Raw genomic sequence first — 23,530 nt, forward strand, 5'->3', positions numbered from 1 at the left:
CGCAGGCGGCCGCTATAATTCGCCGCCTTTCCGCCTGGAAATCCCGCGCATGACCTCTCCGGTGTCCGAGCTGGTCGACCTGCTCGCGGTCGAACGCCTCGAAGACAATTATTTCCGCGGCCAGAGCCGCGACATCGGCACCAAGTACGTCTTCGGCGGGCAGGTGATCGGGCAGGCGCTGTCGGCGGCCCAGTGCACGATGGATTCGGCCAAGGACGCGCGTGCCGCGCATTCCCTGCACGCCTACTTCCTGCGCGCCGGCGACATCGACGCACCGATCCTCTACACCGTGGACCGCACGCGCGACGGCGGCAGCTTCTCGGTGCGCCGCGTGACGGCGATCCAGCACGGCCAGCCGATCCTGTTCCTCGCCGCCTCGTTCCAGCACGAGGAGGACGGCAGCGAGCACCAGTTGTCGATGCCGGAAGTGCCGATGCCCGAGGACATCGAGCCCGCGCATGCGGTGCCGCCGGAAGTGCTTGCGAAACTGCCGACCAAGGTGCAGCGCTGGTTGTCGCGCCAGGGACCGTTCGAGTTCCGTCATGTCTACCCCCGCGACGAGCTGCGCCCGCCCAAGCGCCCGCCGTACCAGCAGGTGTGGTTCCGCCTGAGCGAGAAGGTCGACGACGCGCCCGAGTTGCACCGCGCGCTGCTGGCCTACGCGTCGGACTTCCACCTGCTCGGCACCGCGACCTTCCCGCACGGCATCAGCTACTACCAGCCCAACGTGCAGATGGCCTCGCTCGACCACGCGCTGTGGTTCCACCGCCCGTTCCGCGCCGACGACTGGCTGCTCTACTCGATCGACAGCCCCAGCGCCCAGCACGCGCGCGGCCTCGCCCGCGGCTCGATCTACGACCGCCGGGGCCGACTGGTGGCCAGCACCGCGCAGGAAGGCATGATCCGCGTGCTGCCCGAATCGGCGGGCCGTCCGCCGCAGGTGGGCTGATGCGCCAGGTCTTCTCCAGCGCCCGCCTCGAGAACGTCGAACGCGTCGCCGCGCTGCTGCGCGAGGCCGACATCGAGGTGCGCATCACCGATGGCCGCTCCTACAAGGGCGGCCGCCGCGCCACGATCAGCTACCGCGACCAAGGCGAAGCCGTGCGCCCTGCGCTGTGGGTGGTGCGTTCGGAGGACTCGGCGCGCGCGCGAGAGATCCTGCGCGACGCGGGCCTGCTCGATTCCACCCGCCCGTCCGACGCCAAGCTCAGCTTCCGCTCGCAGTTCGGCGACGAGACCACGCGCACGCCCGCGCAGCGCCGCGCGACGCGCATCAAGCTCGCGCTGCTCGCCGGCATCGTGATCGTGGTCGTGATGGCCTTCTTCCGCACCGGCCGAACGCCGCTGCCGCCGCAGGTCGCCGCCGGCCCGTTCGACGGCCGCGCGGTGCCGATGCTGGTGCCGGTCGCGCAGGCCGTGCTGCAGAAGGAGATCGGCGCCGTGGACACGCCGGTGGCCTGCGTCGCCGTCGATCGCCGCGATGCGCCGCGCGAGGTGCGCGACGTCCTGCGCCCGCGCTCGGGCGAGACCATCGTGCCGGCCTCGCACTGCCAGCGAATCGCCGACGAGGACGTCGGCAGCGTGCATCCGCCGTCGAAGCAGAAAGCCACGTTCGTCGAGGTCGACAGCTTCCGCCCGACAGGCCCGGAAGCCGGCACCGTCGAGTACACCGCCTATCACCACCGCATGTGGGCCACCTACAAGACGCTCGAGGTCAAACGCGTCCAAGGCCGCTGGCAGGTGACTCGCACGCTGAAGACGGTCGCGCCCTGACATGCGCTACGAGCTTGCCGTGTTCGACCTCGACGGCACGCTTGCCGATTCGTTTCCATTCTTCGTGAGCGTGCAGAACACGCTCGCGCGCAGGCACGGCTTCGCCGAGATCCATCCGGACGACGTCGAGCGCCTGCGCGCGCTGTCGCCGCGCGAGCTGATGCGGCACGTCGGCCTTCCGCGCTGGAAGCTGCCGTTCGTCGCGCGCGGCTTCATGCAGCTGATGCGCGAGCGCGCCGAGCCTGTGCCACTGTTCGACGGCATCGCCGACGCGATGGGCCGGCTGCACGCGCAGGGCGTGACGCTCGCGGTGGTCACCTCGAATGCCGTCGACAACGCGCGCGGTGCGCTGGGCGAGCCGCATTTCAGTCGCCTGCGCCACGTCGAATGCGGCGCGTCGATGTTCGGCAAGGCGCGTCGCCTGCGACGCGTGCTGAAGGCGACGGGGATACCCGCCGACCGCGCGATCTACGTCGGCGACCAGATTCCCGACGGCGAGGCCGCGCGCGCCGCCGGCATGGCATTCGGCGCGGTCGCCTGGGGCTATGCCTCGCGCGAAGGCCTCGCGCGCTGCGAGCCGAGCGAGTGGTTCGAGACGCCGGCCGAGCTCGTGCGCATCGCGGGCGCATCCACCGCGGCCTGACAAAAAAGCCCGCGTCCGAAGACGCGGGCTCCCTCGAAGCGACGAGGCCTGCGATCAGCGCACGGCGGGCGCCGTGGCGCGCGCTTCGCGCATCTTCTGGAACGAGGCACGCATTTCCTCGCGAGTGATGTAGCCGTCGCGGTTCGCATCGAGCTGGTCGAAACGCTGCGCGAACGGCGAGCCCACGGCCTCGTTGCGGCTGATGCGGCCGTCGCCGTTCTTGTCGATCTTCGCCATGCCACCGCCGCGACCCATGCGCTGCGGACGCTCGGAAGCATCAAGGCGGCCGTCGCGGTTCTTGTCGAGCTGGTCGAAGCGCTGCGCGAACTGCGGGAATTTGGCGGCCTCGGTGCGATCGATCATGCCGTCCTTGTTGGCATCGAGCATCGCCATGCCGCGGCCGTGGCGGCCGTGGCCCTTGAACTGCGGACGCTCGGAGGCATCGATGCGGCCGTCGCGGTTCTTGTCGAGCTGGTCGAAGCGCTGCGCGAACTTCGGCAACTTGGCGGCCTCGGCGCGATCGATCACGCCGTCCTTGTTGGCATCGAGCATCGCCATGCCACCGCCGCGATAGCCACGGCCCTTGAACTGCGGACGCTCGGAGGCATCGAGGCGGCCGTCGCGGTTCTTGTCGAGCTGGTCGAAGCGCTCGGCCAGGCGCGGATGCGCGGCCGCTTCGGCGCGACTGATGACGCCGTCGCCGTTAGCGTCCACGCGCGCCTTCTGCGCCGGTGCGGTGGCCGGAGCGGCGATGGCCACGCCCGCGGCAAGGACGGAGGCGATGGCGAGAACGAGGATGTTGGACTTCTTCACGTGGAGTGGCTCCGGTTGCGGGCGTTGCCGCCGATGCAGGTGGAAACGCCCGCCTTGCTGCGGCGTTGACGTGTTCCCTATCGCGTTCAGCCACGGGCCAGCCGCCGCGCGCGGTAAGCTGCCTGCATGGGCAACACCCCGGCGCGCGAAGGCGAGGATCTCCGCCTCTTCCATACGGGCCTGCACGAATGCGGCTACTGGCCGGAACGGCAGGCGCGCGACCTCGTGCTCGATCCGCGCGACCCGCGCCTGCCCGACTGGTACCCGCTGGCCCTCGGGTGGGGCTTCCGCCGCTCCGGCGACATCGTCTACCGGCCGCACTGCGCCAGCTGTCGCGCGTGCACGCCGGTGCGCATTCCAGTCGATGCCTTCGCGCCCAACCGCAGCCAGCGCAAGAACCTGCGCCGCAATGCCGATGTGCTGATGCGTATCTGCCCGGCCGAGCGCACCGAGGAGCATCTCGAGCTCTACCGCCGCTATCTCTCCACGCGCCACGCCGGCGGCGGGATGGACGGCCACGGTGGCACCGAGTTCGACCAGTTCCTCGTCGGCCGCTGGAGCCGCACGCGTTTCCTCGAATTCCGCACCGACACGCCCGAGCACCGCCTGCTCGCGGTGGCCGTCACCGACATGACGCCGGACGCGCTGTCGGCCGTCTACACGTTCTATGACCCGGCCGAAGCCGACCGCGGCCTTGGCACGTACGCGATCCTGCGCCAGCTGCAATGGGCCGCTGACGAGGGCCGCGCGCATCTCTACCTCGGCTACTGGATCGCCGGCCACGCGAAGATGGACTACAAGCGGCGCTTCCGCCCGCTGGAAGCCTTCGACGGCCGCCAGTGGCTGCCTTTCCCCGACGAGATCCCATGACCCGAATGCTTACGGCCGCGCTGCTCGTCGCGGCGCTGCTCCTGGTCGCCGCCTGCGTGCGCGTGCGCACCCACGGCGACCGCGACGCCTGGGCGCGCGACACGCTCGCCAACGGCCCGGCCGCGCTGCGCATCGCCACCTACAACACCTCGCTCAACGACGACCGCGCGGGCGGCCTGGTCGCGCGGCTCGAAGCCGGCGACGCCAATGCGATGAAGGTCGCCGCCGTGCTGCAGCGCGTGCGGCCGGACGTCGTACTGCTCAACGAGTTCGACTACGACGAGGCGCATCGCGCCGCCGACCTCTTCCAGCAGCGCTACCTCGACGTGCGGCAGGCGGGCGGCGGCGAGGCGCTGCGCTATCCGTACCGCTACCTGGCGCCGGTCAACACGGGCGTGCCCAGCGGTTACGACCTCGACCGCAACGGGCGCGTCGGCGGCGACGGCCGCGAGGCGGGCAACGATGCCTGGGGCTTCGGCCTTCATCCCGGCCAGTACGGGATGCTGGTGCTGTCGCGGTATCCGATCGCGAGCAGCGAGGCGCGCACGTTCCAGCGCTTCCGCTGGAAGGACCTGCCCGGCGCGCGCGCGCCGCGCGACCCGAAGACCGGGGAGGCCTGGTACGCGCCGGAGGTATGGGCCCGCTTCCCGCTGTCGTCGAAGTCGCACTGGGACCTGCCGATCGACACACCGGCCGGCCGCATCCACGTACTGGCCGCGCATCCCACGCCGCCGGTGTTCGACGGCCCGGAGAACCGCAACGGCCTGCGCAACCACGACGAAATCCGCTTCTGGGCCGAGTACCTGTCGTCGGGCGACCGGCCCTGGCTCTGCGACGACGCGGGCCGCTGCGGCGGCCTGGCGGCCGAAGCCGCGTTCGTGATCCTCGGCGACCACAACGCCGATCCCGTGGACGGCGACGGCGAGCCGGGCGCCGCGGCACAGATGATCGACCACCCGCGCGTCAACGCCGCCGTGGCGCCGACCAGCGAGGGCGCGGCCGAGCGCGCACGCGAGTACGGCTTTCCGCGTCGTGGCGACGTCGCCACGCACACCGGCGACTTCGGTCCGAACACGGGCACGCTGCGGCTGGACTACGTGCTGCCGTCGAAGAACCTGCCTGTGCGCGGCGGCGGCGTGTTCTGGCCGGAGAAGGGCGCGCCTGGTAGCGAACTGCTCGACGCCAGCGACCATCACCTGGTCTGGCTGGACATCGGGCCGCGTTAGGCGGCCTCAGCCTTCCGGCGGGCCGCGGCGGTCGTCGCCCGCCGAGGCATTCGCGCCCGACGGCCTCGTTGCATGCGGCATCGCGGTCGACGGCGCCTCCGGCGCAGGCGCATCAGGTCCCACCGCTGGCAGCGCGGTGAGCCCGGGCTCCAGGTGCGTGGCTGCGAAGCCGAACGCCGTGCTGGTGCGCATCGACGCGATCATGCGCACCATGCCGGTCGGCACCATCACTTCGATCTCCGCATCCTGTGCGTTCTCGGGGCGCGAGCGCAGCGTCATCTCGACGAAGGCGCCACTGGTATCGACCTCGATGCAGGGAATGTGCAGCCCGCCCGGCCCCTCCTCCAGCAGCGGCTTGATGGCGGCGCCCAGAACCTCGATGGCCTGGTCGTACAGGAATACGGCATAGCCGTCGGTGGTTTCGCTCATGCGGCCCTCAGCGTAGATCGATGGTCAGCGCGGCCGCGGCCTGCCGCGCGCGCTCGCGCGCATCTTCCACGTCGGCGCCGAGCGCGAGCGTGACGGCCACGCGCCGCTGCCCCGCCACGCGCGGCTTGCCGAACAGGCGCAGGTGCGTGTCCGGATGCGACAGCGCTTCACCGAGGTTGCCGAACACCGGCACCCCGTGGCCCTCGGCCAGTACCGCGCAGGAAGCCGCCGCGCCGTACTCGCGGATCGCCGGTACAGGCAGGCCGAGGATGGCGCGCGCGTGCAGTGCGAACTCGGAGAGATCCTGCGCGACCAGCGTCACCAGCCCGGTGTCGTGCGGGCGCGGCGAGACCTCGCTGAACCAGACCTCGTCGCCGCGCACGAACAGCTCGACGCCGAACAGGCCCCAGCCGCCGAGCTCCTCGGTGATCGAACGCGCGATGCGCTGCGCGGTGGCCAGCGCGCGCGTGCTCATCGGCTGCGGCATCCAGCTCTCGCGGTAGTCGCCGTCGCGCTGCAGGTGGCCGACCGGCGCGCAGAAGGTGGTGCCGCCCGCGTGGCGCACGGTGAGCAGCGTGATCTCGTAGTCGAACTCGACGAAGCCCTCCACGATCACGCGCCCCGCGCCGGCGCGGCCGCCCGTCTGCGCGTATTCCCAGGCACGGTCGACCTCGCCCTCGGCGCGCACCGTCGACTGGCCCTTGCCCGAAGACGACATCACCGGCTTGACGACGCACGGCAGTCCGACGGCCTTCACCGCCTCCACGTATTCCTCGTAGGTGTCGACGAAGCGGTAAGGCGAGGTCGGCAGGCTGAGCGTCTCGGCGGCGAGGCGGCGGATGCCCTCGCGGTCCATGCTCAGGCGCGTGGCGCGCGCGGTGGGCACGATGCGGGTGGGCGTGCCGTCCTCCCGGTATTGCAGTTCCAGCTCCACCAGCGTCTGGGTGTGGATGGCCTCGATCTCGGGCACCACCAGATGCGGCCTCTCGAGGTCGATGAGCTTGCGGATCGCCTCGCCGTCGAGCATGTCCAGCACGTGGCTGCGGTGCGCGACGTGCATCGCGGGCGCGTCGGCATAGCGATCGGCGGCGATCACCTCGCAGCCCAGGCGCTGCAGCTCGATGGCGACCTCCTTGCCCAGCTCGCCCGAGCCGAGCAGGAGCACGCGCGTGGCATGCGGGGAAAGCGGCGTTCCGATCGTCGGCATGGGGCGGCGTCCAGCGGAAAACGCACAGTCTAGGACGCGCATCGGCAGCCGGCATCCGTCACGCGGATGTCGTCGATGCGCGTGCGCATGCATGCGATCCTGTGCGCATGGGTCGACGCCGGGTCTGGGGCAAGGGAATCGTCATCGCGGGCGCCGTGCTCGCGGCGGCGGCGTGCTCGCGCAACCCGACCGGCAGCGGCGATACCCGCGTGACCGGGCTGATGCTCGACCCGCAGCTGCGCGAGACCAGCGGGCTGGTGGTCTCGAGGCGCCACCGCGGCATCCTCTGGCTGCACGACGATGGCGGCAATCCCGCGCGCCTGTTCGCGGTGAACCGCGACGGCGATCGCGTGGCCACGCTGCGCGTGGAAGGCGTGCCGAAGACCGACTGGGAAGACATCGCCGCGTTCGAGCGCGACGGTCGCAGCTACCTGCTGCTCGCCGACACCGGCGACAACGGCGGGCTGCGCAAGACGCTGCAGCTGCATGCGATCGAGGAGCCGACCCAGCTCGAGAACGCGCGACTGAAGCCGGCCTGGTCGATCGTGTTCCGCTGGCCGGACGGCCCGCGCGACTGCGAGGCGGTCACCGTCGACCCGCGCCGGGGTGAGGTGCTGCTGGTGTCCAAGCGCCGGCAGCCGCCGGAGCTGTTCCGGCTGCCGCTGAAGCCGCATGTCGACCCGCCCGCCGTCGCCGAGCGCATCGGCCGGCTGCGCATGCCGGCGGAGCTCGCACCGCGCGGCGGCACGGACGAGCGCGCGCCGCTGGCCGCGCAGGTCACCGCCGCCTCGGTGTCGCCCGACGGCCGCCGTCTGGCAGTGATGACCTACCGCTACCTGCTGGTCTACGACCGTCAGGGTGACGAGGACTGGGCGCGAGCCGTCGCCCGGTCGCCCAAGGTCGAGGCCCTGCCTTGGCTGCCGCAGGCCGAGGCGATGGGCTGGGACACCGACTCGCGCCACGTCTTCGCGACCGGCGAATTCGTCCCTGCGCCTCTATACCGCATCGACGTCGACGCCGCGGCCGACGAACGGCAGTAGATTCTGATATCAGTCTGATATCTTCCCCTCGTCAATCAGGGGATATGCCATGAAAGAGATCCAGGCCCGCTCGCTGTCCGGTATTCCGGTGCTGCTCGCGCTCATCGTCGCCGGCCTTGCCGACGCCGCCTTCTTCATCAATGCCGTCGCCGGGCCGTCGCCGCTGCAGATCGTCGCCGCGGCGGTGATCGGCGCCGTGCTGTTCGTCTGCCTGTTCGGCCTTTACATGGTCGAGCCCAACCAGGCCGCGGTGCTGAGCCTGTTCGGCCGCTACGTCGGCACCGACCGCACCGACGGCCTGCGCTGGAACAACCCCTTCTACTCGAAGAAGAAGGTGTCGATGCGCGTGCGCAACTTCGAGAGCGGCAAGCTCAAGGTCAACGAGCTCGACGGCTCGCCGATCGAGATCGCCGCGGTGATCGTGTGGCAGGTCGCGGACTCTGCCGAGGCCGTGTTCAACGTCGACGACTACGAGAGCTTCGTGCACATCCAGGCCGAGTCCGCGCTACGCGCGATGGCCACCAGCTATCCGTACGACCAGCACGAGGACGGCCAGCTCGCGCTGCGCAGCCATGCCACCGAGATCAGCCATCACCTCGCGCAGGAACTGGCCGAGCGCCTGGCCGACGCCGGCGTGGAGGTGATCGACGCACGCATCAGCCACCTCGCCTACGCGCCGGAGATCGCCCACGCGATGCTGCAGCGCCAGCAGGCCAATGCCGTCATCGCCGCGCGCACGCGCATCGTCTCGGGCGCCGTGGGCATGGTCGAGATGGCGCTCGCGGAGCTGCAGAAGAACGGCGTGGTGCAGCTCGACGAGGAGCGCAAGGCGCAGATGGTCAGCAACCTGCTCGTCGTGCTCTGCGGCGACCGCGGCACCCAGCCCGTGGTCAACGCCGGCAGCCTGTACTGAGGACGCGCGCATGAGCCTTTCCGCAGTCGGCGGCGTCGCCGTGGTCTTCATCGTGATCTTCGGCGCCGCGGCCGCGCGCCGCCGCCGTCGGGAGCGCTGAATCATGGCCTTCGACGGCGGCACGCTCGCCCTGGCCTTCGCGCTCACCAGCGTGCCGGCCTTCCTCGTCGCCCGTTCCCTCGCACGCAGCGGACAGCGCCACGATCCCGACCCGCGCCAGTCGAACCTCGCGCTGCTGCTGGCACGGCTGATGCGCGTGGTCGGCGTCGCCATGCTGGTCGCCGCCGCGGCGATGCTCTGGGCCGGCAACGACCCGTCGCGCGTGGTCATGGTGGTGCTCGGCGTCGCGCTGGCGGTGAACGGACTCGCCGTGGCCATGCTGGTCGCCGTCGTGCGCGGGCGCCGCCGGTGAGCGAGAAGAAGGCCTATCCGCTGCGCATCAATGCCGACGTGCTGTCGGCGGTGCAGCGCTGGGCCGACGACGAGCTGCGCAGCCTCAACGCCCAGATCGAATACGTGCTGCGCGATGCGCTGCGCAAGGCCGGCCGGCTGCCGAAGCCGGAGGCCGACAACCCTTCAGGAGACCCGGATCCATGAGCAACCGCTGGCAGTACAAGGTCGTCGAAATGCCCTTCAAGATGTTCGGCAAGCTCACCGATCGCGTGCAGGCCGAACTCGATCGGCTAGGCGCGCAGGGATGGGAACTGGTGTCGGTCGTGCAGGCCTCGCCGGCCGACGCCACCCGCCTGTATTTCAAGAAGCCTGCCTGACTACGCTGGCATGGCGCCTTCGCGCCGGCCTTCCGGCCCGCGGATGCGCGACGTCGTGACGCCAGCCGTCGCGCCCGCCCGGCCGACGCGCTAGCCTCGCCCGACCCGCCGACCGCCTGCGCGCATGCACGTCCGCCCCCGCTTCCTGCTCAACACGCCCGATATCGAGGTCTGGCCCGCGCACCTGCTGCGCGCGCGCGCCAATGCCGATGCGCGCCTGCTGGCCCGCGCCTCGCACGTGCTGCGCCGCAAGCGCGACGGCCGCTTCCTGGTCGCCGTCACCGCCGGCGGCGCAGTGCCCATGACGGACGCCTGGCGCCGCGAACCGGGCATCGATGCCGCGCTGCGCCGTCTCGACGGCCCACCGCGCCGCGTGGACGACCGCGACCTGCCTCTGTCGCGCATCGAGCGCCGCCTCGACGCGCTGGGCCTCGATGCGCAGGCCTACGGCGAGCGCAGCGGCTTGGTGCTTGTGCCGGAGCCGGCCACTCTCGCCCTCGCCGGCTTCGACCGCTATCACCGCCCGCTCTGGTTGCGCCCTCCCGCCGCACGCGCCTGGCAGCACCTGCACGACGCCGCGCGGCGCGACGGCATCCGGCTCGAGGCGATTTCCGGCTATCGCAGCCACGACTACCAGCTCGGCATCTTCGAGCGGAAGCTCGCGCGCGGGCAGTGCGTGGCCGAAATCCTCACCGTCAATGCCGCCCCCGGCTACAGCGAGCATCACTCGGGCCTCGCCATCGACATTTCCGCACCCGGCGAGCCGCCCGCCGAGGAATCCTTCGAGGCCACCGACGCCTTCGCCTGGCTGCAGAGCAACGCCGGCGGCCATGGCTTCGTCATGAGCTATCCGCGCGACAACCCGCACGGGATCGTCTACGAACCGTGGCACTGGTGCTTCCGGGGTTGATGCGAACGCTGCACGCCCTGTCCGCATGAGCGGCTACGGCGGCAATGCGGCGCAGCTGTTCGCCCGCGCCGTCCTGTTCGATTTCGACGGCGTGCTGACGACCGACCCGTCGGGCTCGCATACCACGGTAGCGGCGCTGGCGCGGATGACCGGGCTCGACGGCGACCGCATCTGGGCCGCGCTGCAACCGTTCAATCACGACCTGCTGCTGGGCCGCACCACGCACGCGGCGATCTGGCCCGGGTTCTGCGCGGCCATCGGCCAGGACGTGCCGATCGAACGGCTGCACGACGCATTCGCCGCCACGCCATGGACGAGGCGATGATCGCCCTGGCGCGACGCCTGCGGCCGCATTGCCGTCTGGCCATCGTCACCGACAACAAAGCCGATCGCATCGCGCACCTCGCCCGCCTGCACTCGCTCGCCGAACTGTTCGACGTGGTAGCGGTTTCGGCCGAATGCGGCAGCGACAAGTCCAGCGCCCCGATCTTCGAGCAGGTTTTGCGTCGACTGGAGGTGCCGGCCAATGCCGCGGTGTTCATCGACAACAGCGCGCGCCATCTCGTCGCGCCCGCCTCGATGGGCATCCACACGATCCTGTTCGACGACACGGCCCGCGATCTGGCGGCGCTCGCGGCGCAGTTGCACGATCGCTTCGCGCTGCCGGCGACGGATCAGTCCTGCGAGCGCTTCACCGGCGCGGCCGGTCCCGCGAAATCGGCGATCCGCCAAAGGTAGAAGCTGGCGTAGGTGCGGTACGGACCCCAGGCCTCGCCGCGCGCGGCCAGCGCCTTCGGCGTCGGCATGGCATCGAGACCGTCGAGCAGTTGCGCGCCCTTGCGGATGCCGAGGTCGTCCACCGGCAGCACGTCCGGCCGGCCCAGGCGGAACATGAGCATCATCTCGACGGTCCAGCGGCCGATGCCGCGGATCGGAACCAGCGCGGCGACGATCGACGCCTCGTCCATCACCGACATCTGCCGCAACGTGGGGATTTCGCCGGTCGCCTCGCGCCGTGCGAGATCCCGCAGCGCCAGCAGCTTGTTGCCCGACACGCCGCAGGCGCGCAGCGTGGCGTCATCGCAGCGGCCCAGCGTGTCGGCATGCAGGCGATCGCTGCCGATGGCCTGCTCGACGCGCCCGACGATGGTGGCCGCGGCCTTGCCCGAGAGCTGCTGGTAGAGGATCGCGCGCGCCAGAGCGTCGACCGGATCGAACGGGCGGCGCCAGCGCGGCTCGGCCTCGATCGGCCCGATGCGCCGCATCCACGCACCGAGCGCGCGATCGCGGCGGCGCAGATGGCGCGCGGCCGCGCCGACGTCGAAGCCCCGGCTCCAGCGCGGCATCGTCAGCGCCTCGCGCGGTCGGCTGCGACCAGCAGCCAGCCGAGGATGAGCAGCGAGCCGCCGCTCGGCGCGAGCCTTGTCGGCCAGCCGAACAGGTGCGCGCCGACCAGGGTGCCTGAGAACAGCAGCACGCCGCCCGCGACCGTCAGGCGCGCGAGCAGCCCGAGGCGCGCGCCGCGCGGGACATAGGCGACCAGCATCAGGCCGTGCACCAGCGCCATCGCCGCCGCGGTATACAGCCAGCGCTGCGCATCGGCGGTGGCGGCATGCGCGGCATAGGCCGACAGCCCGACGCCCGCGGCCCCGAACAGCCCGCCGACGACACCCGGCCAGCGCGCGTCGGCAACGCTCATGCGCGATTGCCCGCGCACAACGAAAAACGCGCCGCAAGCGGCGCGTTTTCGAATCGATCAGGGCTTACTTGACGGCCCACTGGATCGTGAACTCGCCCTTCTCGGTGAAGCCGGCATCGATGCCCGCGTTCCAGATCTCGTACGGACGATCGACCGTGGCGTAGCCGTGCGTCAGCGACCAGGCGCGCATGGCGTCGCGCAGGCGCTGCAGGTTGCCCATGTCGCCGGTGAACGTGGTCGCGACCACCTTCGAGGCGTCGTTGTAGGCGACCTTCACCGGCGTGCCGCCGACGTTGATGCCTTCGATCTTCTCGCCCGCGCCCGCCTTCTTCACCGGCACGGCGACGTCGAACGAGTAGTTCTGCGAGCCCTGCTCGTTGGTGATGATGCGCACCGGGCCGGCGGACTCGAGGCCGTTGGAGGCGATCACCTTGCGGATCCACTCCAGGTTCGAGTTCATCTGGCCGCGGATCTTGTCGCGGTCGATCGGCACCACGGCGCCGACGGTCAGCAGCGTCTCGGCAGGGCGCTGGCCCAGGCTCGGCACCGGCGACTTGTACTCGACCGGCAGCTGGCTGTAGTCGATGTTCGGCACGCCGGAGAGCGCATTGCTCAGGCGGCCGAGGCCCAGCTTGATGTCCTCGCCCACGCTGGTGCTCACGTACAGGCCGGCATAGCGCGCGATCGGGTTGAAGCCGTACTCGACGTTGTACGTCTGGGTGATCTCGGTGTTGCGGCCGCGGTTACCCACCTTCTTGAAGGTGAACACGCTGCGCTTGTTGCTGCCCGGCGATTCGGTGTCGATCGCGTAGACGATGCGCTGGCCCGGCTCGCTCTCGACGATCTCCCAGCTGCCGTTGCCGACGCCGCGGACGTCGGACTCGTACGCGACCTTCGCGCCGACGCCCTCGTCCTTGCCGGACAGCTGGATCTTCGCGGCCGGGTCGTGCAGAAGGATGGGGTTCCAGTCGGTGAAGCGACGGACGTTGTTCACCAGGTCGAACGCGATCGCGAGCCTGCGGTTCGACTGGACGGACTCCGACAGGTGTCGGCTGCTGGGCAGGAACACGCCCACGATCACGAACAGTGCGAACACGATCGCGATGGAAATCAGGATCTCGATCAAACGGGTCATTCAGGGATTCTCCGGGGCCAGGCCCGCGCCACCCGTCTCAGGACCGAGGCGCAGACCGCCAATCCTATCAAGACAGCGGCGCTGGCGTGAACGGCGGTGTGCACGCGATGGCGAGGCCGTGAAGCACGGCGCGGTTCGAGGACCGGCGCTGGCCTGCGCCGGCCTTGGTCGGCGTTACCCGCCGCGTCACACCAGCTGCAGCTCGAAGGCCTTCAGCACGGCACGGGTGCGGTCGCGCACGCCGAGCTTCGAGAGGATGTTCGAGACGTGGTTCTTGATCGTGCCCTCCGCCACGCCCAGCGAATTGGCGATCTCCTTGTTCGAGAAGCCGCCGGCCATCAGCCGCAGGATCTCCGTCTCGCGCTCGGTCAGCGGGTCCGGGCGGTCGAGGCTGACGAAGTCGTTGCGCATGTGTTCCAGGCCCGAAAGCAGGCGCTGGGTGACGGCCGGCTGCACCAGCGAGCCGCCATCCGCCACGGCCTGGATCGCCCCGACCAGCTGCTCCAGCGAGACGTCCTTGAGCAGATAGCCCTTGGCGCCGGCCTTGATGCCGGCCAGCACCAGCTGGTCGTCGTCGAACGTGGTGAGGATGATCGTCGGCGGCAGCTGGCCCTGGCGGGCGAGCGTCTGCACCGCCTCCAGGCCCGACATCACCGGCATGCGCATGTCCATCAGCACGACGTCGGGCTTGACCTGCGGGATCGTCTCGACGGCCTGGCGGCCGTCGGCGGCCTCGGCGACCACGTCGATGCCGTCGGCCAGCGCGAGCAGCGAGCGCACGCCCTGACGGACGAGGTTCTGGTCGTCGACCAGCATCACGCGGATGCGGCGGGCGGATGACGCGTTCATGCGTGAACTCCTTCTCGGACGGCCGGAACGGCCGCGATGGGCAGGACGAGCCGGAGACGGAAACCGTCGCCCGGCCGGGTATCGATTTCGAGCGCGCCGCCATGCTGTGCCAGCCGCTCGCGCATGCCGCGCAGGCCGTTGCCGGCGACCAGCAGGTCGGCGCCGCGGCCGTCGTCGCGCGCGGTCATCACGATCAGGCCGTCCTCGCGGCGCGCCTCAACCCACAGGTGGCGCGCGCCGGAATGGCGCACGGCATTGGTGATGATCTCCTGCGTGCAGCGCAGCAGCACGTGCGCGCGCTCGGGGTCGTCGAGCGTGAGCGGCGACTCGATGTCCATGCGGATGTCCAGCGACGGCACGTTCTCCGCGAGCGGGCGCAGCGCCACGGAGAGGTCCATCGCCCCGCCCTCGCGCAGCTGGCTCACCGCCTCGCGCACGTCGGTAAGCAACAGGCGCGCGAGCGTATGCGCCTGGGTGACGTGCTCCTTGACCCGCCCTTCGGAGAGGTGGCCGGCGACCTCGAGATTCAGACTGAGCGCGGTGAGGTGGTGGCCCAGGAGGTCGTGCAGCTCGCGCGAGATGCGCGTGCGCTCGTTGACGCGCGCGCTCTCGGCCAGCAGCAGCCGCGTGGCGCGCAGTTCGGCGTTGAGGCGGCGCTGTTCCTCGCGCGCGTCGGCCTGCTGGCGCGCGATCAGGCTGGTGGCGAACACGAATACCGAGAAGCCGGTGTACAGAAGCGACTGCATCAGCGCTTCGAAAAGCGGGAAATGGAAGCCGTAGACGAACACCGGCATCACAGCGAACTGGCTCGCCACCAGCCAGGCGATGCCAGCGCGCAGCCGCAGCAGCCACGGCAGCAGGCAGGCGGCGGTCATCAGCAGCACGCTGCCGAGGCCGCTGCGGTTGTAGTAGCTGACGCCGATCGCGCTGAGCGTCAGCACGACCAGCCCCACCACGTCGATCGGGCGCGCCTCGCGGCGGCCGAGCGCGCGCGTGAGCCAGAAGTAGCTCGCGCCGAACAGCAGGTAGACCGACCAGCCCAGCATCGACATCGAGCGTGGGCCGAGTGCGTCCTCGCCGGCGAGGTCGTCGACCGGCAGGTCGGGGCCGAGGGACATGTAGACCAGCGGCAGCCCGACCATCGCCCAAGTGGCGAGGCCGGAGTAGCGCAGAAGTCGGGTGTGGTTCAGTTGGACCGCCATCGAGGCATCCTACGCTCGGTTTCCGCGGGACCTGCCGGCCGAAAGTCATGGCGGCGGCGGTGGCCGCCCCGGGCCGCCGTGCGATAATCCGGGGCCGCGCCGTACTGGCGCGGTTGCACCCGGGAGCCGGAAAGAATGTCGATCGTCGTCCGCGACGTGCGCGAGCACGAGCTGGATTCCGTCCTAGCCCTGAACAACGCCGCCGGACCCGCGATCCTGCCGCTGGATGCGAACCGCCTGCAGTATTTCTTCGAGCGCGCGGAGTATTTCCGCGTGGCCGAGCGCGACGGCTCGCTCGCCGGCTTCCTGGTCGGCATGGGCGATGCCTCCGGCCACGACAGCTCGAACTTCCGCTGGTTCCAGGAACGGCATTCCGAGTTCTTCTACATCGATCGCATCGTGGTGGCGAGCCGCCGTCGCGGCGGCGGCGTCGGCCGCGCGTTCTACGCCGACGCGCAGAGCTACGCCGAGCTGCGCTACCCGTGCATGGCCTGCGAGGTCCTGCTGCAGGGCGGAACCGACCCGGTGATGCTATTCCACGGCACGTTCGGCTTTTCCGAGGTCGGCCAGCACGTGATGCCGGAAACCGGCCTGCGCGCGTCGATGCTGATGAAGCCGCTGTGCAGCTACGAATGGGTGCGCGATACCTACGGGCGCGAGCTGCCGCAGGAACCGTGGATCCACACCCCCCGCACCCAGCAGGTCGCCCGCAGCCGGGCCGCCGGAGGCCGCGCATGAGCGCGCAAATGGATTTCGAACCCGCCGGCGAACTCAAGATCGGCCAGGTCGGCATCGCCAACCTGCGCGTGCGCACGCTCGACGTCGAGCGCCTCGCCGAGGAGATGCGCAGCCGCGTCCAGCGCGCACCGAACCTGTTCGCGCGCGGCGCCGTGGTCATCGATTTCGGCGGCCTCACGCGCACGCCGGACGTGGCCACCGCGCAGGCGCTGGTCGATGCGCTGCGCGACGCCGGCGCGCTGCCGGTCGCGCTGGCCTATGGCACCACCGAGATCGAGGAGCTGTCGCGCGAGCTCGGCCTGCCGCTGCTGGCCAAGTTCCGCGCTCAGTACGAGCGTGCCGACGGTGCGCCCGTCCCGCCGCCGGTCGAGCCGGCGCCGCCGCGTCGCGAACGCGCGCCCGAGCCGGCCCCGGTGGCCGCGCCGGCCGTGAATGCGTCGAACCCCGGCATGGTGCAGGCCGCGCCGATCCGCTCGGGCCAGCAGGTCTATGCCGACAACCGCGACCTCACCGTGCTCTCCGCCGTGGGCGCCGGCGCCGAAGTCATCGCCGACGGCTCGATCCACATCTACGGCGCGCTGCGCGGCCGCGCGCTCGCCGGCGCGCAGGGCTTCGAGCAGGCGCGCATCTTCTGCCGCGAATTCCACGCCGAACTCGTCGCGATCGCCGGGCACTACAAGGTCTCGGAAGACATCCCGGCCGAACTGCTCGGCAAGCCGGTGCAGGTCTGGCTCGACCGCGGCCAGCTGAAGATCGAAGCGCTGGACGCGTAGTCCGTCACACATCCGCATGCTTTGAGGCATGCTGTCGCCCGCACCGGCCGTGACCGGCGGGCAAACGAATCCGGAGGAACCTCAGTTGGCCGAAATCATCGTAGTCACGTCGGGCAAGGGCGGCGTCGGCAAGACCACCACCAGTGCCAGCCTCGCCACCGGCCTCGCGCGCCGCGGCCACCGCGTCGCCGTCATCGACTTCGACGTCGGCCTGCGCAACCTCGACCTGATCATGGGCTGCGAACGCCGCGTGGTGTACGACTTCGTCAACGTCGTGCACGGCGAAGCGACGTTGAAGCAGGCGCTGATCAAGGACAAGCGCTTCGACAACCTCTACGTGCTCGCCGCCTCCCAGACGCGCGACAAGGACGCGCTGACCAAGGAAGGCGTGGAGAAGGTGCTGAACGACCTCGCCGCCGACGGCTTCGACTACATCGTCGCCGACTCCCCGGCCGGCATCGAGAAGGGCGCGTTCCTCGCGATGTACTACGCCGACCAGGCGGTCGTCGTGGTGAACCCGGAGGTGTCCTCGGTGCGCGACTCCGACCGCATCCTCGGCCTGCTGGCCTCCAAGACCCGCCGCGCAGAGAACGGCGAGCGCGTCAAGGAGCACCTGCTGCTGACGCGCTACAGCCCCAAGCGCGTGGAAACCGGCGAGATGCTGAGCATCGGCGACGTCGAGGAGATCCTCGGCCTGAAGGCGATCGGCGTCATTCCGGAATCCGGCGATGTGCTCAACGCGTCGAACAAGGGCGAGCCGGTGATCCTCGAGACCACCTCCGACGCCGCGCAGGCCTACGAGGACGCAGTCGCGCGCCTGCTGGGCGAGAGCCGCCCGATGCGCTTCGTCACCGCGGAAAAGAAGGGCTTCCTCAGCAAGCTCTTCGGAGGCTGACCATGGGTATCTTCGATTTCCTCACCGCCAAGAAGCCGACCGCCAACGTCGCCAAGGACCGCCTGCGCATCATCGTCGCGCACGAGCGTGCCGGCCGCGGCGGCCCGGATTACCTGCCGATGCTGCAGCGCGAGCTGCTCGAGGTCATCCGCAAGTACGTCAATGTGGACGTGGAGGCCGTCAAGGTCGACCTGATCGGCGACGGCGACAACAAGGTGCTCGACATCTCGGTGGCGCTGCCCGAGAACACCGCACAGTCCTGATCCTCACGCACGTTACCGATGATGCCCCCGCCCGCGGGGGCATTTTCGTATCCGCCATGCTGACCCTCGCCGACATCGATTTCGACGCCACCGCCACCCTGCTCGCGCGCTTCGGGCTCGCGCTCGTGCGCGTGGCCGACCGCGAGCCGATCCCCGGCAGCTACTGGGGCGACTGCGAGGCCGGGCTGATCGGCGCGACGGTCTACGCGCGCGGCGACACGCCCGTGCATTCGCTGCTGCACGAGGCCTGCCACCTGATCGTGCTGCCGCCGGAGCGGCGCGCGCTGGTGCATACCGACGCCACCGACTCGATCGAGGAAGAGAACGCCGTCTGCGTGCTGCAGGCGCTGCTTGGCGACGCCCTGCCCGGCGTCGGCGCCGATCGCGTGCTGGCCGACATGGACGCCTGGGGCTACACCTTCCGTCTCGGCTCGGCACGGGCCTACGTCGACCACGATGCCGACGACGCCTGGACCTGGCTCGCGCATGCAGGCCTGGTCGACGCGCCGACGCGAACGCTGCTCCTGCCGGGCTGAGCGCCTCGACTGATCCACCCTAAGCGCCGCCTTGCACGCGCGACAAGCGGCCTCTAGCCTGCCCTCACCGCGCACCCCCGCACCGGAGTCCACGCATGAAACCCGTCCGCGCCCTTCTCGTCCTGGGCATCGCCGCCGCCCTCGGCCTGTCCGCCTGCGACCGTCAGCCTTCGCCCGATGCCGCCAGCGGCACGGCCGCCACGCCCGACCGCGGCAACGAGAACGCCGACCAGTTCATCGCGCGCGTCAATGCCGAACTCAAGGCGATGTACCCCGAGCTCACCGCCGCGCAGTGGCTGTCCTCGACCTACATCAACGACGACAGCCAGCTGCTGGCCGCCAAGGCCAACGAGCGCTTCCTGACCCAGCTCAACAGCTGGATCGAACAGGCGCGCCGCTTCGAAGGCCAGCCGATGTCGCCGGAGACGGCGCGCGCCATCCAGCTGCTGAAACTGCAGGCCGCGATGCCGCCGCCGCGCGATCCCGCCAAGCTCACCGAGCTCACGCAGATCGCCACCCGAATGGAAGGCGCGTACGGCGCCGGCAAGTACTGCACGGGCGATGCCGACGCGAAGGCCTGCCGCCAGCTGGGCGAACTCGAGGAAGTGCTGGCGACCAGCCGCGACTACGACGCGCAGCTCGATGCATGGCAGGGCTGGCACTCGACCGCCGTCGGCCAGCGCAAGGACTACACGCGCTTCGTCTCGCTGGTGAACGAGGGCGCGCGCGACCTCGGCTATGCCGACGCCGGCGAGCTGTGGCGATCGGGCTATGACATGCCGGCCGCCGAGCTGGCCGCGGAAACCGATCGCCTGTGGGGCCAGGTCAAGCCGCTGTACGAGCAGTTGCACTGCTATGCCGGCACCAAGCTCGACGCCAAGTACGGCGCGCAGCGCGGCCACGTCGCAGGCCACATGCTGCCGGCGCACCTGATGGGCAACATGTGGCAGCAGGACTGGAGCAACCTCTGGGACCTGATGGCGCCCTACCCCGGCGCCGGCAGCCTCGACATCAGCGGCGCGCTGAAGGCGCAGTACCAGCGCAACCTCGACGCCGAGATGGCCAAGCCGGGTGCCCGCACGCCGGCCGCCGTCGCGCAGGCCGAGCAGGACGCCGCGCTCGTCACCGCCAAGCAGATGAACGAGCGCGCACAGGATTTCTACGTCTCGCTGGGCATGCCCAAGCTACCGGCGAGCTACTGGGACAAGGCGCAGTTCATCAAGCCGCGCGACCGCGACGTGGTCTGCCACGCGTCGGCCTGGGACATGAACATGGCCGGCGACGTGCGCACCAAGATGTGCACCAAGCTCAATGAGGAAGATTTCACGACGATCTACCACGAGCTCGGCCACGTCTATTACTACCTGGCCTACAACAAGCTCCCCCCGCTGTTCCAGACCGGCGCGCACGACGGCTTCCACGAGGCGATCGGCGACACCATCGTGCTCGGAATGACGCCGGCCTACCTCAACCGCATCGGCCTGGTCGACACGCCGCAGGTGAGCAACGAGGCGCTGATCAACGCACAGATGCGCATGGCGCTGGCGAAGGTTTCGTTCCTGCCGTTCGGCCTGATGATCGACCGCTGGCGCTGGGGCGTGTTCGACGGCTCGATCAAGCCCGACCAGTACAACAAGGCGTGGTGGGACCTGAAGGCGAAGTACCAGGGCGTGGCGCCCGTGAGCGCGCGCGGCGAGGAGTTCTTCGACGCGGGCGCCAAGTACCACGTGCCGGGCAACACGCCGTACACGCGCTACTTCCTCTCGCACGTGCTGCAGTTCCAGTTCTACAAGTCGCTGTGCGAGGCCTCGGGCCACAAGGGCCCGCTGTACGAATGCAGCTTCTACGCGAACCCCGAGGCCGGCCGTCGCTACTGGGCGATGCTGTCGAAGGGCGCGAGCCAGCCGTGGCAGAAGACGCTCAAGGACATGACCGGCAGCGAGAAGATGGACGCGTCCGCCGTGCTCGAGTACTTCGCACCGCTGCAGGAATGGCTCAAGAAGCAGAACGAGGGCAAGACCTGCGGCTGGCAGGCGAACGCGGCCGCGTCGACCAATGCCACCGCACCCGCGACGCCCGCCGCGCCCACGGCACCGGCCGCACCGGCGAAGCCGACCGCGGGCTGATCCGCACCGCGGGACACTTCGACAGGGCCGGCTCGCCGGCCCTGTCGTCTTTCCGGCCATCGCGTCCGCCATGGCCGCGTCGATCGCGTACGTGCAGTGCGATCGTCAGCAACGAAACCTCGATGACACCTCCGACCCGCACCTACGCCATGCACATCGCTCCCAGCAGTTGCGGAGCACGCGCATGAGCGCCTCACGCCCCCTGGGCTTCTGGTCCGCGACCGCGCTGGTGGTCGGCAGCATGATCGGCTCCGGCGCGTTCCTGCTGCCTGCCGCACTCGCGCCGTTCGGCGCCGCCAGCCTGACCGGCTGGGGCATCACCCTGCTCGGTGCGGTGCTGCTGGCGATCACCTTCGCGCGTCTGGCGATGCGCTGGCCGCAGAGCGGCGGGCCGTACGTCTACGCGCGCCACGCGTTCGGCGAGCTGCCGGGCTTCCTCGTCGCGTGGAGCTACTGGATCTCGATCTGGTGTGCGACCGCCGCGATCGCCGTCGCCTTCGCCGGCAGCATCGGCGCGCTGGTTCCCGCCGCCACCGCCACGCCGGTGCGTGGCGCGCTGTGCGCACTCGCGGCGCTGTGGACCTGCACGGCGATCAACATCGCCGGCGTGCGCGAAGCCGGCCGCGTGCAGCTCGTCACCACGGTGATGAAGCTGCTGCCGCTGGTGCTGTTCGGCGGTGTCGCGTTGTGGTTCGTCGAGCCGGCGAACCTCGTCCCGTTCAATCCGACCTCCGATTCGCTGCCGCAGGTCGCGCATGCCACCGTCGCACTCACGCTCTGGGCGCTGATCGGTCTTGAGGCGGCGACCGTGCCCGCCGGCACCATCGAGAACCCCGGGCGCACCGTGCCGCGCGCGACGGTGATCGGCACCGTGATCGCGGGCTTCGCCACCGTGCTGGCCTGCACCGCCGTCATCGGACTTCTGCCGGCGGAAACGCTGAAGAATTCCGCGGCGCCGATGGCCGACGCGGCACGCACGCTGTGGGGCCCCGGGGCAGGCATCGCGCTCGCGGTAGTGATGGCGGTGTCCTGCTTCGGCGCGCTCAACGGCTGGGTGCTGGTGTCGGCGCAGGTGCCGCTGGCGGCCGCGCGCGACGGCCTGTTCCCGTCGCTGTTCGCCCGCACCGATGCGCGCGGCACCCCGGTCCCGGGCGTTCTGGTGGGCAGCCTGCTCGCCTCGGTGCTGGTGATGTCGAACTACAGCCGCTCGCTGGTGCAGGTCTTCACCTTCTCGATCCTGCTGTCGACCGCCGCCACGCTGCTGCCCTACGTGGCCGGCAGCGCGGCCTGGCTGCGTCGAGGCACGGGCCCGACGCGCTGGCTCGCCGCCGCCGCGCTCGCCTACGGTCTGTACGCGCTCGCCGGCATCGGTGGCGAATCGCTGGCCTGGGGCGCGGCGCTGGTCGCGGCAGGCCTGCCGGTGCACTGGCTGCTGCGCAGGCGCCGTCGTTAGGCGCTTTCGACCGCCGCGCCCGATACCGCGCGTTCCCAACGCCAGAACAGCCAGCCCACCAGCATCATGGCCGCCGCGCCCGCCGCGAGCCAACGCGGATGGTGCGAGACCAGCGGAGACACTGCGCCCGCCAGCAGCGCGTTCATCACCAGGCTGGTGAACGCCTGCAGCGACGAGGCCGAGCCACGCTGGCGCGGATACATGTCGAGGATGGCGAGCGTGAGCACCGGAAACACCAGCGCGATGCCGAAGGCGTGCAGCGTCATCGGCAGCACCGCCCACGGCACTTCGGGCACCGGCGCGAGCGCGTTGTAGACGACGTTGTAGAGCATCGCCAGCGCGCTGCAGGCGAAGCCGATGCGCACGGACGCATCGGCGCTGAGCCGCCCCGCCGCGCGCCCGGAGACGAAAGCTCCGGCGATCATGCCGCCGATGGTCGGCACGAAGAACCAGCCGAACTGCGTCTCGTCCAGATGCCGGCCGTCGAGCCGCAGCATCTCCAGCACGAACACCGGCGCCGAGGCGATGTACAGGAACAGCGCGCCGAAGTTGAACGAGGCCGCCGCGGCGAGGCGCTGGAACCGCGGATTGACGAAGATCGCCGCGTAGTCGCGCAGCAGCGAGCGCGGCACGAACGGTAGCCGCGCCGATGGCGGATGCGTTTCCGGCAGCACGCTCCACGTCGCTACGATCAGCACGACGGCGAACACGACCAGGAACCAGAAGATCATCGGCCAGTGGCTCCAGCCGAGGATCCAGCCGCCGATGATCGGCGCGATCGCCGGCGCGACGCCGAAGATCATCGATACCTGGCTCATCAGGCGCTGCGCATCGGGCCCGTGCAGCACGTCGCGAATCACCGCACGGCCGACGATCAGCCCGACGCCCGACGACAGGCCCTGCAGGGCGCGGAAGGCCAGCAGCGTCGGCAGGTCCTCGGCGAGCGCGCAGCCGGCCGAGGCGAGCGCGAACACGATCAGCCCACCGAGGATCACGCGCCGCCGGCCGATCGCGTCCGACAGCGGGCCGTGCACGATGCTCATCAGCGCATAGGCGATCAGGTACACGCTGATCGTCTGCTGCATGGCGACGGGATCCGCGCCGAGCTGCACCCCGATCGCCGGGAACGCCGGGAAGATCGTGTCGATCGAGAACGGCCCGAACATCGCGAGGCCGCCCAGCAGCAGGGCGAGGCGGCGCGTCGGCGGCGGAACGATGGGCGTCATGCGGGCGGACGGCAGGCGGGGCGCGACAGCGTAAACGCCCG

General features: G+C 70.3%; 29 protein-coding genes. 20 read left to right on the plus strand and 9 right to left on the minus strand.

The features are described from left to right. The first annotated feature begins 49 nt into the window (after nucleotides 1-49). Genes IE066_RS07715 through IE066_RS07725 form a run of 3 tightly spaced genes read left to right on the plus strand, consistent with a single transcriptional unit; the run spans nucleotide 50 to nucleotide 2,416 of the window. Nucleotides 50-949, plus strand: coding sequence for an acyl-CoA thioesterase (locus IE066_RS07715; protein ID WP_189448345.1), 900 nt, complete (start codon nucleotides 50-52; stop codon nucleotides 947-949). Then, nucleotides 949-1,773 carry a putative signal transducing protein gene (locus IE066_RS07720; RefSeq protein WP_189448348.1) on the plus strand — a complete coding sequence of 275 codons (825 nt, stop codon included), beginning with the start codon at nucleotides 949-951 and terminating at the stop codon, nucleotides 1,771-1,773. The genes IE066_RS07715 and IE066_RS07720 overlap by 1 nt, the downstream gene beginning before the upstream one ends. 1 nt (nucleotide 1,774) lies before the next feature. Beyond that, nucleotides 1,775-2,416 (plus strand): HAD hydrolase-like protein, encoded by a 642-nt coding sequence (locus IE066_RS07725; RefSeq protein WP_189448350.1) that lies wholly within the window; start codon nucleotides 1,775-1,777, stop codon nucleotides 2,414-2,416. 54 nt (nucleotides 2,417-2,470) lie between these two features. Here the strand turns inward: IE066_RS07725 and IE066_RS07730 are convergent, their stop codons facing one another. Next, on the minus strand, nucleotides 2,471-3,229 hold the full coding sequence (locus IE066_RS07730) for an EF-hand domain-containing protein (RefSeq protein WP_189448352.1): 759 nt from the start codon (nucleotides 3,227-3,229) through the stop codon (nucleotides 2,471-2,473). Nucleotides 3,230-3,355: 126 nt separating this feature from the next. Here IE066_RS07730 and IE066_RS07735 point away from each other — a divergent pair, with 126 nt between their 5' ends. Together IE066_RS07735 and IE066_RS07740 are read left to right on the plus strand one after the other, a co-directional pair. Continuing rightward, nucleotides 3,356-4,099 carry an arginyltransferase gene (locus tag IE066_RS07735; RefSeq protein ID WP_189448355.1) on the plus strand — a complete coding sequence of 248 codons (744 nt, stop codon included), beginning with the start codon at nucleotides 3,356-3,358 and terminating at the stop codon, nucleotides 4,097-4,099. Between the two features lie 5 nt (nucleotides 4,100-4,104). Further along, complete coding sequence (locus tag IE066_RS07740; protein WP_189448888.1) at nucleotides 4,105-5,325, plus strand: endonuclease/exonuclease/phosphatase family protein; 1,221 nt, start codon at nucleotides 4,105-4,107, stop codon at nucleotides 5,323-5,325. 6 nt (nucleotides 5,326-5,331) lie between these two features. Here IE066_RS07740 and IE066_RS07745 read toward each other — a convergent pair whose 3' ends face one another. Further along, nucleotides 5,332-5,754 carry a hypothetical protein gene (locus IE066_RS07745; RefSeq protein WP_189448357.1) on the minus strand — a complete coding sequence of 141 codons (423 nt, stop codon included), beginning with the start codon at nucleotides 5,752-5,754 and terminating at the stop codon, nucleotides 5,332-5,334. Nucleotides 5,755-5,761: 7 nt separating this feature from the next. Beyond that, on the minus strand, nucleotides 5,762-6,961 hold the full coding sequence (gene purT, locus IE066_RS07750; RefSeq protein ID WP_189448359.1) for a formate-dependent phosphoribosylglycinamide formyltransferase: 1,200 nt from the start codon (nucleotides 6,959-6,961) through the stop codon (nucleotides 5,762-5,764). A gap of 107 nt (nucleotides 6,962-7,068) precedes the next feature. On the opposite strand from purT, the gene IE066_RS07755 reads away from it, so the two are divergent. From IE066_RS07755 to IE066_RS07790, 8 genes are all read left to right on the plus strand, one after another. Further along, nucleotides 7,069-8,001 (plus strand): hypothetical protein, encoded by a 933-nt coding sequence (locus IE066_RS07755; protein WP_189448361.1) that lies wholly within the window; start codon nucleotides 7,069-7,071, stop codon nucleotides 7,999-8,001. A 49-nt stretch (nucleotides 8,002-8,050) separates the two neighbouring features. Further along, nucleotides 8,051-8,914, plus strand: a complete 864-nt coding sequence (locus IE066_RS07760) for an SPFH domain-containing protein (RefSeq protein WP_189448363.1) — start codon at nucleotides 8,051-8,053, stop codon at nucleotides 8,912-8,914. 103 nt (nucleotides 8,915-9,017) lie between these two features. Further along, nucleotides 9,018-9,326: a hypothetical protein gene (locus IE066_RS07765; protein ID WP_189448365.1), complete on the plus strand. Its 309-nt coding sequence runs from the start codon at nucleotides 9,018-9,020 to the stop codon at nucleotides 9,324-9,326. Beyond that, nucleotides 9,323-9,511, plus strand: coding sequence for a type II toxin-antitoxin system antitoxin (locus IE066_RS07770; RefSeq protein WP_189448367.1), 189 nt, complete (start codon nucleotides 9,323-9,325; stop codon nucleotides 9,509-9,511). The genes IE066_RS07765 and IE066_RS07770 overlap by 4 nt, the downstream gene beginning before the upstream one ends. Next, nucleotides 9,508-9,684, plus strand: coding sequence for a DUF4177 domain-containing protein (locus IE066_RS07775; protein ID WP_189448369.1), 177 nt, complete (start codon nucleotides 9,508-9,510; stop codon nucleotides 9,682-9,684). Before IE066_RS07770 ends, IE066_RS07775 begins: the two co-directional genes overlap by 4 nt. A 124-nt stretch (nucleotides 9,685-9,808) precedes the next feature. Beyond that, nucleotides 9,809-10,594, plus strand: a complete 786-nt coding sequence (locus tag IE066_RS07780) for a M15 family metallopeptidase (protein ID WP_189448371.1) — start codon at nucleotides 9,809-9,811, stop codon at nucleotides 10,592-10,594. Between the two features lie 25 nt (nucleotides 10,595-10,619). Then, nucleotides 10,620-10,919 carry an HAD family hydrolase gene (locus IE066_RS07785; protein ID WP_189448374.1) on the plus strand — a complete coding sequence of 100 codons (300 nt, stop codon included), beginning with the start codon at nucleotides 10,620-10,622 and terminating at the stop codon, nucleotides 10,917-10,919. Continuing rightward, nucleotides 10,904-11,332, plus strand: coding sequence for an HAD hydrolase-like protein (locus IE066_RS07790; RefSeq protein ID WP_189448376.1), 429 nt, complete (start codon nucleotides 10,904-10,906; stop codon nucleotides 11,330-11,332). The genes IE066_RS07785 and IE066_RS07790 overlap by 16 nt, the downstream gene beginning before the upstream one ends. Here the strand turns inward: IE066_RS07790 and IE066_RS07795 are convergent. The 5 genes from IE066_RS07795 to IE066_RS07815 all read right to left on the minus strand — a co-directional run bounded on the left by IE066_RS07795 (nucleotide 11,269) and on the right by IE066_RS07815 (nucleotide 15,479). Further along, nucleotides 11,269-11,940 carry a DNA-3-methyladenine glycosylase family protein gene (locus tag IE066_RS07795; RefSeq protein WP_189448377.1) on the minus strand — a complete coding sequence of 224 codons (672 nt, stop codon included), beginning with the start codon at nucleotides 11,938-11,940 and terminating at the stop codon, nucleotides 11,269-11,271. The two genes, IE066_RS07790 and IE066_RS07795, sit on opposite strands and share 64 nt — an antisense overlap. Nucleotides 11,941-11,942: 2 nt before the next feature. After that, nucleotides 11,943-12,293 (minus strand): DUF423 domain-containing protein, encoded by a 351-nt coding sequence (locus tag IE066_RS07800; RefSeq protein ID WP_189448379.1) that lies wholly within the window; start codon nucleotides 12,291-12,293, stop codon nucleotides 11,943-11,945. A 64-nt stretch (nucleotides 12,294-12,357) separates the two neighbouring features. Continuing rightward, nucleotides 12,358-13,428 (minus strand): SRPBCC family protein, encoded by a 1,071-nt coding sequence (locus tag IE066_RS07805; RefSeq protein ID WP_189448381.1) that lies wholly within the window; start codon nucleotides 13,426-13,428, stop codon nucleotides 12,358-12,360. A 186-nt stretch (nucleotides 13,429-13,614) separates the two neighbouring features. After that, a complete protein-coding gene (locus IE066_RS07810) occupies nucleotides 13,615-14,277 on the minus strand; it encodes a response regulator (RefSeq protein ID WP_189448383.1) in 663 nt (220 codons plus the stop codon). After that, the gene (locus IE066_RS07815) at nucleotides 14,274-15,479 is read right to left on the minus strand and encodes a sensor histidine kinase (protein WP_189448385.1); all 1,206 of its coding nucleotides are present in this window, start codon (nucleotides 15,477-15,479) and stop codon (nucleotides 14,274-14,276) included. The genes IE066_RS07810 and IE066_RS07815 overlap by 4 nt, the downstream gene beginning before the upstream one ends. A gap of 135 nt (nucleotides 15,480-15,614) precedes the next feature. Here IE066_RS07815 and IE066_RS07820 point away from each other — a divergent pair, with 135 nt between their 5' ends. The 7 genes from IE066_RS07820 (at nucleotide 15,615) to IE066_RS07850 (ending at nucleotide 22,263) form a co-directional block, all read left to right on the plus strand. Then, nucleotides 15,615-16,217 (plus strand): GNAT family N-acetyltransferase, encoded by a 603-nt coding sequence (locus IE066_RS07820; protein WP_189448387.1) that lies wholly within the window; start codon nucleotides 15,615-15,617, stop codon nucleotides 16,215-16,217. Continuing rightward, entirely contained in the window at nucleotides 16,214-16,990 is a 777-nt protein-coding gene (gene minC / locus IE066_RS07825) for a septum site-determining protein MinC (protein ID WP_189448389.1), read from the plus strand. The genes IE066_RS07820 and minC overlap by 4 nt, the downstream gene beginning before the upstream one ends. An 85-nt stretch (nucleotides 16,991-17,075) precedes the next feature. Next, a complete protein-coding gene (gene minD, locus IE066_RS07830; protein ID WP_189448391.1) occupies nucleotides 17,076-17,885 on the plus strand; it encodes a septum site-determining protein MinD in 810 nt (269 codons plus the stop codon). Between the two features lie 2 nt (nucleotides 17,886-17,887). After that, nucleotides 17,888-18,148 carry a cell division topological specificity factor MinE gene (gene minE, locus IE066_RS07835; protein ID WP_189448393.1) on the plus strand — a complete coding sequence of 87 codons (261 nt, stop codon included), beginning with the start codon at nucleotides 17,888-17,890 and terminating at the stop codon, nucleotides 18,146-18,148. A 56-nt stretch (nucleotides 18,149-18,204) separates the two neighbouring features. Next, on the plus strand, nucleotides 18,205-18,684 hold the full coding sequence (locus IE066_RS07840; protein ID WP_189448395.1) for a hypothetical protein: 480 nt from the start codon (nucleotides 18,205-18,207) through the stop codon (nucleotides 18,682-18,684). Between the two features lie 95 nt (nucleotides 18,685-18,779). Further along, complete coding sequence (locus IE066_RS07845) at nucleotides 18,780-20,810, plus strand: M2 family metallopeptidase (protein ID WP_189448397.1); 2,031 nt, start codon at nucleotides 18,780-18,782, stop codon at nucleotides 20,808-20,810. Between the two features lie 184 nt (nucleotides 20,811-20,994). Next, on the plus strand, nucleotides 20,995-22,263 hold the full coding sequence (locus IE066_RS07850) for an amino acid permease (protein ID WP_229790703.1): 1,269 nt from the start codon (nucleotides 20,995-20,997) through the stop codon (nucleotides 22,261-22,263). On the opposite strand, the gene IE066_RS07855 is transcribed toward IE066_RS07850, so the two are convergent. Next, the gene (locus tag IE066_RS07855; RefSeq protein ID WP_189448399.1) at nucleotides 22,260-23,489 is read right to left on the minus strand and encodes a multidrug effflux MFS transporter; all 1,230 of its coding nucleotides are present in this window, start codon (nucleotides 23,487-23,489) and stop codon (nucleotides 22,260-22,262) included. The two genes, IE066_RS07850 and IE066_RS07855, sit on opposite strands and share 4 nt — an antisense overlap. Nucleotides 23,490-23,530: the final 41 nt, after the last annotated feature.

Source organism: Cognatilysobacter xinjiangensis (genome assembly GCF_014651995.1).
Taxonomy (GTDB): Bacteria; Pseudomonadota; Gammaproteobacteria; order Xanthomonadales; family Xanthomonadaceae; genus Cognatilysobacter; species Cognatilysobacter xinjiangensis.